The sequence below is a fragment of the Phycisphaeraceae bacterium genome, assembly GCA_019636735.1.
Classification (GTDB): domain Bacteria; phylum Planctomycetota; class Phycisphaerae; order Phycisphaerales; family SM1A02; genus VGXK01.
Genome location: JAHBWY010000004.1, coordinates 169,512 through 182,596 on the forward strand (window position 1 = coordinate 169,512; position 13,085 = coordinate 182,596).

Consider the following 13,085-nt stretch of genomic DNA (forward strand, 5'->3'; position numbering starts at 1 on the left):
TTCGACAGCCTGATCTAGATTCGATCGCCCTCGGCGTCGGTGCGGAAGAAGTGAACCGCATCGGCGTCGAGGGCGATGTCCATCTCAGCGCCTTCGCGCGGCGCTCGGTCCGCATCGACGCGGAGCGTCCATCGGCCGAAGGGGCCTTCGACACGGACCTCGGCGCGATCACCAAGCACTTCAACGGAATCGACGCGCGCCGCGACTCCCCCGGCTCGAGGGCCAAGGCGAAGGTGTTCCGGGCGCACGCCGAGTAGAGCGGGAACCGCCGCTCCGCCGTCGATTTGTCTCACGCGCGACAGTGGCACCGCGACATCGCGGCCGCCCTTCTCGAAGTGGAGCTGGTCGCCGCGGCGCGACAGCGTTCCCTCGGTGAAGTTCATCGAGGGCGCTCCGACGAACGATGCGACGAATCGATTCACCGGGTGGCGATAGACCTCAATCGGCGCACCCACCTGTTGAATGCGTCCATCACGCATGACCACGATGCGATCGCCGAGGCTCATCGCTTCCTCCTGGTCATGGGTGACATAGAGCATGGTGGCGCGGAGTCTCCGGTGAAGCAGTCGAAGCTCGCTGCGCATCTCGTGGCGCAGTTTCGCGTCGAGGTTGGAAAGCGGCTCGTCGAAGAGGAAGACCTTCGGCTCGCGGACCAGCGCACGGCCGAGGGCCACGCGCTGACGCTGGCCGCCGGAGAGCTGGCCGGGCTTGCGATCGAGGAGGGCCTCGAGGCCGAGCATTTCCGCGGAGTGCAGGACGCGGCGGTCGATCTCATCGAGTTCGCTGCGTCGCGCCCGACGACCCTCGGCGGAGAGCAGCGGGCGCACACCCCGGTGCCGACGCCGATGCATCAGTCCGAACCCCAAGTTACGCCGCACATCCATGAAGGGATAGAGCGCGTAACTCTGAAAGACCATCGCGACATCACGGTCGCGCGCCGGCAGTTGGGTGACGCGACGGCCGTCGATCGAGAGCTCGCCGTCACTGATCTCCTCAAGACCGGCAACCATGCGCAGCAGCGTGCTCTTGCCGCAGCCGCTCGGACCGACAAGAACCACGAACTCGCCATCGGCGATCTCGAGGGACGCTGCGTCCACGGCACGAACAGGGCCGGGGTAGATCTTGGTCAGGCGCTCGAGTGACAGCGTGCTCATCCCTTGACGGCTCCTGCGCCGAGACCCTTGATGAACTGTCGTTGCGCGGCGATGAAGAGAAGGATGCAGGGCAGCATGGTCGCGAGGCTCGCCGCCATGAGCAGGTTGAGGCGATTCACTCCGCCATACTGGTTTCGGAAGCTGTTCAGCGCCACGCTCAGGGTCATCTCCTCGGGGCGGTGAAGGTACACGAGCGGACCGAGGAAGTCGTTCCAGGTGTAGATGAAGGTGAAGACGATGCAGATGGCCGTCACCGGTCGGCAGAGCGGCAGCACGACCTTCCACCAGAGCCCGATCCAGCCGAGGCCGTCGAGACGAGCCGCTTCAAAGAGCGCCTCGGGAATCTGCACGATGAATTGGCGATAGAGGAAGATGAAGAAGGCGCTGCCGAAGAAGGCGGGAACGACGAGCGGCAGCAGCGTGTCCACCCAGCCGAGCCATCGGAAGAGAAGAAAGAGCGGAATGATCGTCACCTGCGCCGGCAGCATCAGCGTGGCCAGCATCAGCAGAAAGAGCCCTTCGCGACCACGGAAGCGCACGCGGGCCATCGCAAAGGCGACGAGGCTCGAACTGAGGACTGTGCCCGCGGTGACGAGCGCCGTCACGACGACCGTGTTGGCGAGTGGATCGAGAAAGCCCGTCCAAGAGCCCATGCCGAGTCGTCGCAGCCCATCGGGATAGTTCTCAAAGCGAGGTCGCTCGGGGATGAGGGCCGACAGCTCGCTGGTGGCCGTGGCGCGCATGGCACCCGCTTCATCATGCAGTGAGATGAGCACCATCCAGAGCAGCGGCGCTGCCATGAGCAGGGTGCCCGCCGCCAGCAGCGCATAGAGCACCAAGACCGATGCCGGTGAGGACCTTCGTCCGGCTACTGCGCGACGAGTGACTTCGGCGGCAGGTGCGCTCATGTCCGCACCTCGGTGTGAACGAAGCTTCGACTGGTGCGCAGCAGAACCGCGGTGATGATCAGCACCACGACGAGCAACACCCACGCCAGCGCCGAGGCGTACCCCATCTCGAAGTACTCAAACCCCTGGTTGTAGAGGTAGAGCACATAGAAGCGCGTGAGATCGCGGGGCTCGCCGCCAGTCATCACGAACGCCTGTGTGAAGACCTGGAAGGACCCGATGAGCGACATCAGCGTGTTGAAGAGGATCACTGGACCCAGCATCGGCAAGGTCACCGTCAGGGTCCGGCGCAGCGGCGGAACGCCGTCAATCTCCGCAGCCTCGTGCAGCTCTTCAGGGACATTCTGAATGCCCGCGACATAGATCATCATGCTCGCGCCGAGCATCCAGAAGCTCATGAGGGCAAATGCCGGCGCCCCCAGCCAGCCGGCATCCTGTCCGAACCAGTCCGGCGCCCGAACTCCAATCAGGCCGAGCAGCGGTTCAAGACCGCGATTGAGGAGTCCATGCTCCGTGTCGAAGATCCAACGCCAGAGGACGGCCACGCCGACACCCGCAAGCACACTCGGCAAGTACCACGCGGCACGAAAGAAGGGAACACCGCGCAGCGAACGGCTCATCAGGAAGGCGGCCGCCAGCGCCAGCACCTGTCCGACCGGCACGGCCAGAAGCACATAGATCAGTGTGACGCGCACGCTCGTTGCCAGCCGCTCATCCTGGAGCAGTTGCGCATAGTTGCCCAGCGCCACCCAGCGCGCCTCGTCGATCGTTGAAATCCCGCTCCATCGAGTGAGTGAAAGGAGCAGCGACATCACCACCGGCCCGAGCATGAAGACGACGAATCCGACAATCCATGGTGCCGCAAGCAGGAAGCCCGCGCGCTCCTCGCGCCGAGCTCCTGCGGTGAGCGAACCACCGCGCAGGAGGAACACCGCAGCCGTCACCACCAGCGCCACGCCGAGAAGCGCCACCACCATGAGCGCCCGCCACGGCATCTTCGGCGCCTCGAGCGTCGCCAGGGCGGAGACCGGAGAGGCAAGCTCCATGGCCCAGAGGCGCTCGAAGTCCGCCGCGGCGGCGGCCACCGGCATGGTTCCATCCTTGAGCGCCGCGTCGAAGCGATTGCCAAGCAGCGAGTCGAACTTTGGATCCGCAGGCCAGTCGAGCGGCTCGGCGAAACGCGCCGCGCTCACGAACGCGCGATCATTGGCGGGCGCCGCCGTCGGATCAATGAAGGCGTCACTCTCCGCGACCGACATGATGGCTGGAATGGCGAGGCCGAGCTTCGATTGCTCCGCTTGAATGCGCGGGCTGGTGAGCCAGCGCACCAGCGCCCACGCCTTCTCAGTGTGACGCGTCTGCGAGGAGATGCCCCACGCGACGGTGAGCACGATGTTCGAAGGAGGCTTGCCGACTCCACGGGGCAGTGGTGCAAAGTCCCATTCAAAGTCGCGGATGCGCCGGTACTCAGGCACCACCCAGCGACCGAAGGGCCCCGTCATGCCGAGACGACCATCGACGAACCCTGCGGCGCCAGCAGTCAGGCGGCTCGTTCCGCTCGTGAGGGTGCGCTCCTCATCGTGACGCCAACTCCGCAGTCGATCGAGGACAGCCTGCACCTGCGGGTCGCTGGTGCGGAGATCGTCGAAGCTCTCGCCGCGGACATCAAGGCCCTCGCTGCGAAGGTACGCGCGCACCATGGCAGGCCATGTGACGAACTCGCTTCCGATACAGGGGCGGCCCCGGGCGTCCTCGATCTGACCGATGCGCCTCGCCGCGTCGATGAAGTCCTCCCAGGTCCACTCATCGTGTGGAAGGGGAACGCCAGCGCGTCGGAAGAGATCCTTGTTGTAGTAGAAGCCGACGGTGGTGAAGTCCTTGGGGACTCCGTAGAGCGCACCTCGCCCCGCTCGTTCGCCGTCGAAGCGGAAGGCATCAACCACCGCGGGAAAGAAGGCATCGAGCGTGACGGCGCCGTCGACTCCTGAAGCCTCATCACCCGCCACGAGCGCATCAAGAGGTTTCAGCAGTCCGATCGAACTCCAGTGCGGCACCTTCTCGAAGGGCACATAGAAGACATCGGGCGGATCGCCCGACGCGAGCATCGTCTGAAGCTTGGTCGCGAAGCTGCCGGCGTCTCCCGGATTGATCCGTCGCACGCGTACCCCCGGGTGCGCCGCTTCGAAGTCGCGCAGCGAACGCTCGACGATGGCGTTCTCCTCGGGGCCTCCCTCTCCCGACCAGTGAAGCACGACCAGTTCCACTCGGGCGCCGGATGCATCGAGCCAACGCGACTCGATCAGCCTCCAACCCTTCCATGCAAAGGCGCCCACCACGGCCAGCGCCGCAACGCCCACGAGAAAGGCACGGCCGATGCGAAGGGCGCTCATGACCAACGCGGTGACTCCACGCCCCGACGAACTCCGCAGCCCGGTACCATTCGCCACTCTGCCTGCCCGCGACTGTGTTCGCGCATGAGTGCGGAGAGTGTAGTGCTCGTGTCCCTGTGAGAGGAGGTGAACCTTGGTGTCGACGATGCGGAACTGGATGAACCTTCCGGCCCTGCGCGGCGGCGCGCTGGCTTGCCTCGGCTTGGTGATCACGGCCTTCCTTGCACCCGCCGTTCATGCTCAAGGAAACGACTTCCCCCCCGATCTGCCGGTCGCGGAGATCTCTGCCGATGTCGCGGAGCGTCCCGGTCGCCTGCCGCCTTCGGTGACCGCGGTGCGTTCCAAGGATGATCCTTCGAAGTGGGCCGTCACTTTCACGGTGGAATCGCGAGAGCCGGTCGAGACGATGACGATCGCCGGGAGTTTCAACGCTTGGAACGCCGGAAGGACTCCGATGCGCCGCATGTGGAACGCGGGCGCTCGTCCAAGTGTCTGGAGCGTCACGCTGGATCTTCCCGACGGTGACCACTGGTACAAGTTCGTTGCCAACGGCTCGCGGTGGATGCACGATCCGCGCAATCCCGATCACGATCACGATGGCCATGGCGGGCGGAACTCCCGGCTTCGGCTCGGTGCCACCGCGAATGTCGATCCATCAACGGCGCGGCGCGGTGATGGCCGCATCGAGGCGGCGGCGCTCGGGCACGACCCGCGCGTTCGCCGCGACCGCGATCTTCGCGCCGATGGCGGGGCACGGCTTCGAGTGCGCACGCTCGCCGGCGATGTCGAGTCCGTGGAACTGGTGGTCAAGGGCGCCGAGCCGATCTCAATGACGCCATTCGTGCGGACCGGGGCCTTTGAATGGTGGGAGGCCGATGTTCCCGCCGCGCTCGCCAGCCAGCCCTACACCTTCGTCTTTGCCGATGGCGGACAGCGTGTGCGCCATCCTCGAATCCATGAGCCCGACGCACGACCTTCCTCAATGTTCACCACTCCCGACTGGGCGCGTGACGCCATCTGGTATCAGGTCATGGTCGATCGCTTTCGTAATGGCGATCCCTCGAATGATCCCGATCCCGTTCGTCCCTGGCGCAGCGACTGGTACTCGACAAGCCCCTGGGAGGGTCGAGATGGCCAGACCTTCTGGCAGTACTTCGTCTTCGACCGGCTGTACGGAGGCGACATCGCGGGTTTGAAGGAGAAGTTGCCCTACCTGCGCGACCTTGGCGTCAACGCCCTCTACCTGATGCCGATGTTCCAAGCGCCGGGCCCGCACAAGTACAACGCCACGAACTTCCTCCACATCGACGAGCACTTCGGCACGCGCGGGGATTACAAGGCGGCCGAGGCGGCCGAGGATCTGCTTGATCCTTCGACTTGGACATGGACGGAGAGCGACCGGAAGTTCCTCGACTTCATCCGTGTGGCGAAGTCAATGGGATTCAAGGTCATCATCGACGGGGTCTTCAATCACACCGGCACCGAGCATCCCGCCTTCCGTGATGTGCGTGCGAAGGGAAAGGAGAGCCGCTTCGCCGACTGGTACGAGATCACCAGTTGGGAGCCCTTCGACTATGAGGGATGGTGGGGCTTCAAGTCACTCCCCGTCTTCCGCAAGGATGAGACCAATGGCATTGCCTCCGATTCACTGCGCGAGCACATCTTCGCGGTGACGCGTCGGTGGATGGACCCCAACGGTGATGGTGATCCATCCGACGGCATCGATGGCTGGCGGCTTGATGTTCCCAATGAAGTTCCGATCGTCTTCTGGACGCAGTGGCGCGAACTGGTCAAGAGCATCAATCCCAATGCCTATGTTTCCGGCGAGATCTGGACTCGTGCCGAGGAGTACCTCGGTTCGCAGGCCTTCGACGCCGTCATGAACTACGAGTTTGCGAAGCCCGCGATCGCATGGGTCGCCAATCGCGAGCAGAAGCTGACGGCGAGCGAAGTTGACAGGCGCTTCGCCGAGCTGCGACTGGTCTATCCGGCGGCTTCGATCCCGGTCATGCAGAACCTGCTCGACAGCCACGACACCGATCGCATTGCAAGCATGATCAAGAACCCGGACCGCCCCTACAACGAGCGAAACCGGGAGCAGGAGGGGCATCCCTACGACTCGGGGCGCCCCGATCCCGAGCATTACCGTCGGCAGCGGCTGCTCGCCCTCATGCAGATGACCCACGAAGGAGCGCCGATGATCTACTACGGCGCCGAGGTGGGCATGTGGGGGGCAAGCGATCCGGTGAACCGCAAGCCGATGCTCTGGAAGGATCTCGAGCCCTACGAGGAGCCCGAGGAGAACTTCGTCGACAAGGAGATGCTCGCCTTCTACCGCGCCGCCACGCGGCTTCGCCACGATCACTCGGCGCTGCGACGCGGCTCGTTCCGCACGATTCTGACCGACGACGCGCAGGATGTCTGGGTCTTCCTCCGCGAGGATGAGCGCGAGCAGGTGCTGGTGGCGTTCAATGCGGGCGAACGCGCGGCGGTGATCACGCTGCCGTCGGAGTTCGGCGAGCGGTGGAAGCCGGTCTTCGGTGAGGCCGAGGGTCCGGAGGGTGATCCCGATTGGCCACGCACCGAGATTCCCCCGGTGGCCGGTCGTGTCTGGGCGCGGCCCAAGTGAGCGCATGGCTCGACGACGCACGCTCCAGCGTTCCGCGCGTCCAAGCGCACCACGGCGCAGCCGTGCGTTGAGTTCGACACGGCCTCACACCGCGCCGGTGTCGCCGCTGCTTCTCGCCGAGCGCTCCGCTGGAGTGCTGCTGCACCCGTCGTCCCTTGATGGACCCGATGGAATCGGTGATCTCGGCGATGCGGCGCACCGGGCTCTTCGCCTGATTCACGCCGCGGGGTTTCGAGCGTGGCAGATGCTGCCGATCGGTCCGGTGGGTCCCGGTGAATCGCCCTACAGCGCGAGGTCGAGCTTCGCCGGTGAGCCGCTGCTGGTCAATCTCGATGGGCTGGTTTCGGAAGGCTGGCTCTCCCGCGCCGAGCTCGCTCGAGCCCGAGGCGCAGCGCACCTTGATGCAGCGCCGCGGCGCTCGGCGCGTGATCGGAAGCGATCGACGGTCGAGCACCTCTCCGCTCGCGTGGCATGGGCGAAGGTGCGGCGCTTCAAGCGCAGCATGTTCGCGATCGCGTATGAGCGCTTCCTGTCGGGTGGCGGCGCGAGAAGCCGCGACTACCGGAGCTTCATGGAGCGCTCGCCATGGCTTGTCGAGTGGTGTGCCTTCATCGAGGCGGGTGCTGAGTCGCCGGGCGAGGCGGCATTCATCCAGTTTTGCTTCGAGCGACAGTGGCGCTCGTTGCAGCGCGAGGCGCGTGCCCTCGGAGTGCGATTGATCGGTGACCTGCCGATTTTCGTCGCGCCCGACAGCGCCGATGTGGCGGCACGACCCGATCTCTTCCGCCTCGACTCCCGCGGTGCGCCAACGGTGGTCACCGGCGTTCCGCCCGATGGCTTCGCACCAACGGGCCAACGCTGGGGTCACCCGCACTATCGTTGGTCCGCTCACGCGCGCGATGACTTTGCGTGGTGGCGCTCCAGGGTCCGGGCCACGATGGAGCGCTTCGACCTGGTGCGGATCGATCACTTCATCGGTTTCGTCCGCGCCTATGAGGTCCCCTCGCGGAATCGCACTGCGGAGCATGGGCACTGGCGCCCCGCGCCGGGGACGGCGCTCCTCGCCGCGATCCAGCGTGACCTCGGCGCGCTCCCGTTCATCGCCGAGGATCTCGGCTCGGTGACGCCGGCGGTGCACGCCTTGAGGGATGGATTCTCACTTCCCGGCATGCGAATTCTTCAGCATGCGTTTGGTGACGGGCCGTCGCCCGACCGACCTCACCGTCATCCGGAGAACTCCGTCGTCTACCCGGGCACTCACGACAATGACACGACGGCGGGGTGGTGGCGGAGCGCGCCACAATCCACGAAGGAGCGCTGCGCTGCCTACGCGGGTTTCTCGCCTGACGCCTCGCCGTCCGATGCGGCGGCGGCGCTCGTTCGGCTGGCGCTGGGTTCACCAGCGCGCCTGGCGGTCATCCCGATGCAGGACCTGCTTGGGCTCGGCTCGTTCGCGAGAATGAACCTTCCCGGCAGGGCGAAGGGACAGTGGTGCTGGCGCCTCTCGTCGGAGTGGATCTCGAATTTCGACACGACGGCATGGCGCCGCGTGAATGAAGTGATGGAGCGAGTGAAGAAGGAGAAGAAGTCATGAAGGGCGAGGGTTCGGCGGAACATCCAGTGGCGGGGGGGGCGAAGCCTGCGGGGGCGAACGATGCTCCGGTCAAGAGCGCCGAGACCGCCGTGGCCGAACCTCGACCGGCTTCGTCGCGAGGCATTCGCCGCGCTTCTGCGGAGTTGCGGCGCCTGGCGCGCGATGTCCGCTGGGCGTGGAGTCCCGCGATGCGGAGACCCTTCCAGATGCTCGACCCCTTCGCCTGGTCGAGTCACCACCAGAATCCGCTGGGCGTTCTCGACTCGCTTGATCCCACCATGCTTGCGGAGCGCCTGGCCGAGCCCGAGTTCGCCCGCGCCTTGGACGAAGCGCGCTCCGATCGACGCCAGGGTCGACAGGAGTCGACCTGGTTCAGGGCCAGCCACCCCGAGTCGTCCCGCCTGCGAGTGGCGTACTTCTGTTCAGAGTTCGGATTGCACGAGTCGATGCCGCAGTACGCGGGCGGTCTCGGCATTCTCGCGGGCGATCACCTCCGCAGTGCGGCGGATCTCGGCGTGCCGGTGATCGGCGTCGGACTACTCTACGCCGAGGGCTACTACCGGCAGGAGCTGCGCGACGATGGTTCGACGCGTGTGCTCTACCCTCGCGTTGATTGCTCGCTTCTTCCGTTGCGCTCGACGGGCATCACCATCGAGTGCCCCGTCGGGCGACGCCAAGTCAGGGTCCGTGTCTGGTGGTTGCGCCTTGGACGCACGAAGCTCTACCTGCTCGATACCGATCTTCGCGGCAATGCGAAGGAGGATCGCCACCTCACGCGCGGTCTCTATCGCGGCGAACCTGAGCTTCGACTGCGCCAGCAGGTTCTTCTCGGTGTCGGTGGCGTGCTGGCGCTTGACGCGCTGCGCGAGCCGGTCAGTGTGCTGCATCTGAATGAAGGTCACGCGGCGTTCGCGACGATCGCGCGCGCGGCGCAGCTCGTCGCCACCGGAGTGAAGCTCGAAGAAGCGCTCCTCCAGGTGCGGCGCACCAGCGTCTTCACCACCCACACTCCGGTGCCTGCGGGCCATGATCGCTATGACGCTCGATCCGTCATCCGTGCCCTTCGAGGAACGCTGCGAGCGTCGGGCATGTCGCCGAAGGTGCTGCTCACGCTGGGTCGCGAGCGCCCCGGAGCCGATGAGCCCTTCTGCATGACGGCGCTGGCGCTGCGGCTCGCTGAGCATTGCAATGGCGTGGCCGCACTGCATGGCCGCGTGTCGCGCGCTATGTGGAAGCACCTGTACGAGCGAAGCGATCCGGCCCAGGTGCCCATTGGTCACATCACGAACGGCGTGCATCTGGCGACATGGACCGATCCGCTGGTGCGCGACTTCTGGCGAGAGGAGGCGGGCATCGAGCTTGATCGCCCGAACCTTGACCGCGATCCATGGGCGAGTGCCAATCGAGCTGATCCGGCTCGACTCTGGGCGCTGCGACATCACCTCCGGCAGCGGCTGGTGCGCGAAGTGCGGAGCCGCCTCGCTCGCCGTGCCGTGCGCCAGGGGGCCTCGCCGCTCGAGATCCTTCAAGCGAGCGAAGTCCTGCGCGAGGACGCCTTGACCATCTGCTTTGCCCGCCGTTTCGCGACCTACAAGCGGGCGCCGCTCATCTTCAGCGATCCCGATCGGCTCGCACGCATCCTCGGCGATGCCTCGCGTCCCGTGCAGATCATCTTCGCGGGCAAGGCGCACCCGCAGGATCGCGATGGCCAGCTCTTCGCGCGGCGCATTCATGCGATGAGCGTTGACCCGCGCTTCCGCGGCCGGGTCGCGCTGGTCGAGGAGTACGACATGGGCCTCGCCCGCGTGCTCGTGAGCGGCGCTGATGTCTGGCTCAACACCCCGCGCCGCCCTCATGAGGCGAGCGGCACCAGCGGCATGAAGGTGGCAGCCCATGGCGGCATCAATCTCTCGATCGCCGATGGTTGGTGGCCCGAGGCCGCCGATGGCCGGAATGGATGGACCATCGGCAACGATCAGGAGGCGGCCGCCGATCCGGAGTCAATGCAACGCCAGGATGAGGCGGACGCGCGATCGCTCTATGAGCTTCTCGAGCATCAAGTGGTCCCCGAGTTCTTCGATCGCTCCGCGGGAGGAGTCCCTGAGAAGTGGATGGACCGTGCGCTCCACTCGGCCGCCTCGATCTGTGGTCGCTTCAACACGCACCGCATGGTTGCGGAGTATCTGGAGAAGGCCTACCTGCCCGCGTTCCTCGCAGCGCCGTCGTCGTGACGGCAAGGCTGGTTGACCCGGCTCGGTCGACCGAACCAGTCGATGAACGCTTATCGGTTCGGTCCGATGAACTCTCGGACCTGCCGAGCCCGCGAGGACCCACTGGAGTGTTCAGATTCGTGTGTTCCGCCGACGATGGCGTTCGCGTTCGCGAGTGAGTCGTGTAGGTTGCTTGGTCATTCCTCCGGGGATGGTGGCTCCTGTCGGTGCTTTCAGTTCGGGTCCTGTGTTCGGTCCCGCCGTCTGAGCCACGCATGACAAGGCAAACAAGGCCTTGATTCAACGGGAGAAGATGCAATGAGCGTTCGTGTTTCTGGAATCGTGGCCGCCGTGTTCGGGGCTGGTCTGTTGAGCAGCTCCGCCATGGCCAGTGTGAGCTGGAGCTACTTCGGCGGGGGTGATGCCGGGTTCAATGCGCTGACCAACAACGGTTCGCTTGAGCGCGCCGTCGCCGAAGGTCGAATCGGCAACAACGCCCTGTCGGGCACATGGGAGCGCGCCATCTGGCAGCAGGGTGGTGTGGGCGGAACGAAGGCCGAAGGTCAGTTTGTCTGGGGCAATGGGTCTGCGTACGCCTGGAGCTTCAACTGGGATGGCGTCAACACGGTGACCTTCAATCTTGCCGACACCTCGATCTCCTGGAACCAGGTGGCCGGAGACTTCACCGACATCTTCATCCGAACCCGTTCGGGCAACGACTCTTCGCTGCTGCTGAGTGAACTCGCCTTCAGCGGAGTCGATGGCAACCTGAACCCCGGGAATCTCTTCTCAACGGGTAACGGTGATGTGAACTACCTCCAGATCACCAACGGTGGGTCGCCTCTCGGCGCCTTCTCCCTCGGAGGATTGGTGCAGTTCGACTGGACGGGCAATCCCCCCACCAACTCGGCCCTGGCCTTCCAGGTCAAGTTCACCAATGTCATTCCCGCTCCGGCGTCCATGGCTCTTCTCGGCCTCGCTGGCGTGCTCCGCCGTCGTCGTCGCGGTTGAGTTCAGTCGCGCGGACTGCGGACCAACTCATCCAATGCGGATGAGGCCTCGACTCGCAAGCGTGCATCCAAGCAGCTTGTAGAGGACACGAGCGCCGACATTCGCGTTCCATTCGCCGTCGCCGCGTGCTGGCGCGACCTCACAGAGGTCGAATCCCAGCACGCGGCGTCCGCTTGTGGCGAGCATGAAGAGCAGGGTGCTTACCTCGGCGAACGAAAGTCCGCCGGGAACGGGCGTGCCGGTCCCGGGACAGAGGTCGGGCGTGAGGCCATCGATGTCGAAGGAGATGTAGACCTCTTGCGGGAGCATGTCGATCATCTCGCGACAGAGTGAGCGCCATGTTCCGCGAGGTCCGCCAGCGAACTGCCGATCGCGCAGCTCCTGATCGCGAAAGCAGCAAATTCGCCCTCGCGAGCGGTTCACGCTCTCCATCTCGCGAACTCCAAAATCGCGGATGCCCACCTGCACCAGTTTGGCCACCTGCGGCAGGCGGCTCATGACATTGTGGAAGATGCTCGCATGGGACCATGTGAACCCTTCGAAGGACTCGCGCAGATCGGCATGAGCATCGATCTGGAGGATGCCGAGACCGGGCTGGCGATGCGCGAGTTCCTCGATGAGTCCGAACGGTGTCGAGTGATCACCTCCGAGAAGCGCAGGGATGGCTCCTCGTTCGAGAATGCGCTTCGCGTGTGAACGCACGAAGGTGTTGACGCGTGCGCTTGCACGATTCACCGCATCGAGCGCCTTCGCGTGATGGCGATTCCGCGGGTCGGCACCGCCGGCACGGATGATCGGCTCAGCTCGTCGGCGCGTCTCCTTGGAGAGCGCGGCAATCTCGCTCGGGAAGGGCAGCAACGCCGGGCCACCTCGCCAGATCGCGCCGTACTGGCCATCCTGGAGATCAACCTGGCGACTGGCTTCCAGCACGGCGCGAGGACCCGATGCAGTGCCCGGTCGGTAGCTGGTGGTGGCGTCGAAGGGCACGGGAATCACGACAACCGCAGCATCCTGATGGTGGAACGGCAGACCGAAGAGGCCGTCGCCCGTGGCCGCAGCGTCGGGATCGAAGGAGGGCGGAAGATGCGGCGCGACAGGTGTCCCGGGTGCAGCGGCGCGGCGTGAGCGCCGCGGAGCGGCGGGGGAGCGACGGGTTGTCGTGCGGGGCATGCACTCAATGTAGACGCTG

The 13,085-nt window shown here is 65.3% G+C and carries 8 protein-coding genes; 4 read left to right on the forward strand and 4 right to left on the reverse strand.

Annotation, left to right across the window (positions count from 1 at the left end; all coding sequences use genetic code 11):
• Positions 1-14: 14 nt before the first annotated feature.
• From ugpC to KF724_06845, 3 genes are read right to left on the reverse strand one after another with little or no spacing between them, the layout of a single operon-like run.
• Positions 15-1,154, reverse strand: a complete 1,140-nt coding sequence (ugpC, locus tag KF724_06835; GenBank protein MBX3355397.1) for a sn-glycerol-3-phosphate ABC transporter ATP-binding protein UgpC — start codon at positions 1,152-1,154, stop codon at positions 15-17.
• Positions 1,151-2,062 carry a carbohydrate ABC transporter permease gene (locus KF724_06840; GenBank protein MBX3355398.1) on the reverse strand — a complete coding sequence of 304 codons (912 nt, stop codon included), beginning with the start codon at positions 2,060-2,062 and terminating at the stop codon, positions 1,151-1,153. Before KF724_06840 ends, ugpC begins: the two co-directional genes overlap by 4 nt.
• The gene (locus KF724_06845; protein ID MBX3355399.1) at positions 2,059-4,452 is read right to left on the reverse strand and encodes an extracellular solute-binding protein; all 2,394 of its coding nucleotides are present in this window, start codon (positions 4,450-4,452) and stop codon (positions 2,059-2,061) included. Before KF724_06845 ends, KF724_06840 begins: the two co-directional genes overlap by 4 nt.
• A gap of 133 nt (positions 4,453-4,585) precedes the next feature.
• On the opposite strand from KF724_06845, the gene KF724_06850 reads away from it, so the two are divergent.
• The 4 genes from KF724_06850 to KF724_06865 all read left to right on the forward strand — a co-directional run bounded on the left by KF724_06850 (position 4,586) and on the right by KF724_06865 (position 11,896).
• A complete protein-coding gene (locus KF724_06850) occupies positions 4,586-7,081 on the forward strand; it encodes an alpha-glucosidase C-terminal domain-containing protein (GenBank protein ID MBX3355400.1) in 2,496 nt (831 codons plus the stop codon).
• 4 nt (positions 7,082-7,085) lie between these two features.
• Positions 7,086-8,675, forward strand: a complete 1,590-nt coding sequence (locus tag KF724_06855; GenBank protein ID MBX3355401.1) for a 4-alpha-glucanotransferase — start codon at positions 7,086-7,088, stop codon at positions 8,673-8,675.
• Complete coding sequence (gene glgP / locus KF724_06860; protein MBX3355402.1) at positions 8,672-10,906, forward strand: alpha-glucan family phosphorylase; 2,235 nt, start codon at positions 8,672-8,674, stop codon at positions 10,904-10,906. The genes KF724_06855 and glgP overlap by 4 nt, the downstream gene beginning before the upstream one ends.
• 363 nt (positions 10,907-11,269) lie before the next feature.
• Complete coding sequence (locus KF724_06865) at positions 11,270-11,896, forward strand: hypothetical protein (GenBank protein ID MBX3355403.1); 627 nt, start codon at positions 11,270-11,272, stop codon at positions 11,894-11,896.
• A 27-nt stretch (positions 11,897-11,923) separates the two neighbouring features.
• Here the strand turns inward: KF724_06865 and KF724_06870 are convergent, their stop codons facing one another.
• The gene (locus KF724_06870) at positions 11,924-13,066 is read right to left on the reverse strand and encodes an agmatinase family protein (protein ID MBX3355404.1); all 1,143 of its coding nucleotides are present in this window, start codon (positions 13,064-13,066) and stop codon (positions 11,924-11,926) included.
• Positions 13,067-13,085: the final 19 nt, after the last annotated feature.

Excerpts from the sequence above, each read along its gene's own strand:
- glgP (MBX3355402.1), top strand. The coding sequence starts at position 8,672 with ATGAAGGGCGAGGGTTCGGCGGAACATCCAGTGGCGGGGGGGGCGAAG.
- KF724_06870 (MBX3355404.1), bottom strand. The coding sequence starts at position 13,066 with ATGCCCCGCACGACAACCCGTCGCTCCCCCGCCGCTCCGCGGCGCTCA.
- KF724_06840 (MBX3355398.1), bottom strand. The coding sequence starts at position 2,062 with ATGAGCGCACCTGCCGCCGAAGTCACTCGTCGCGCAGTAGCCGGACGA.
- KF724_06865 (MBX3355403.1), top strand. The coding sequence starts at position 11,270 with ATGGCCAGTGTGAGCTGGAGCTACTTCGGCGGGGGTGATGCCGGGTTC.
- KF724_06845 (MBX3355399.1), bottom strand. The coding sequence starts at position 4,452 with ATGAGCGCCCTTCGCATCGGCCGTGCCTTTCTCGTGGGCGTTGCGGCG.
- KF724_06855 (MBX3355401.1), top strand. The coding sequence starts at position 7,086 with ATGGCTCGACGACGCACGCTCCAGCGTTCCGCGCGTCCAAGCGCACCA.
- ugpC (MBX3355397.1), bottom strand. The coding sequence starts at position 1,154 with ATGAGCACGCTGTCACTCGAGCGCCTGACCAAGATCTACCCCGGCCCT.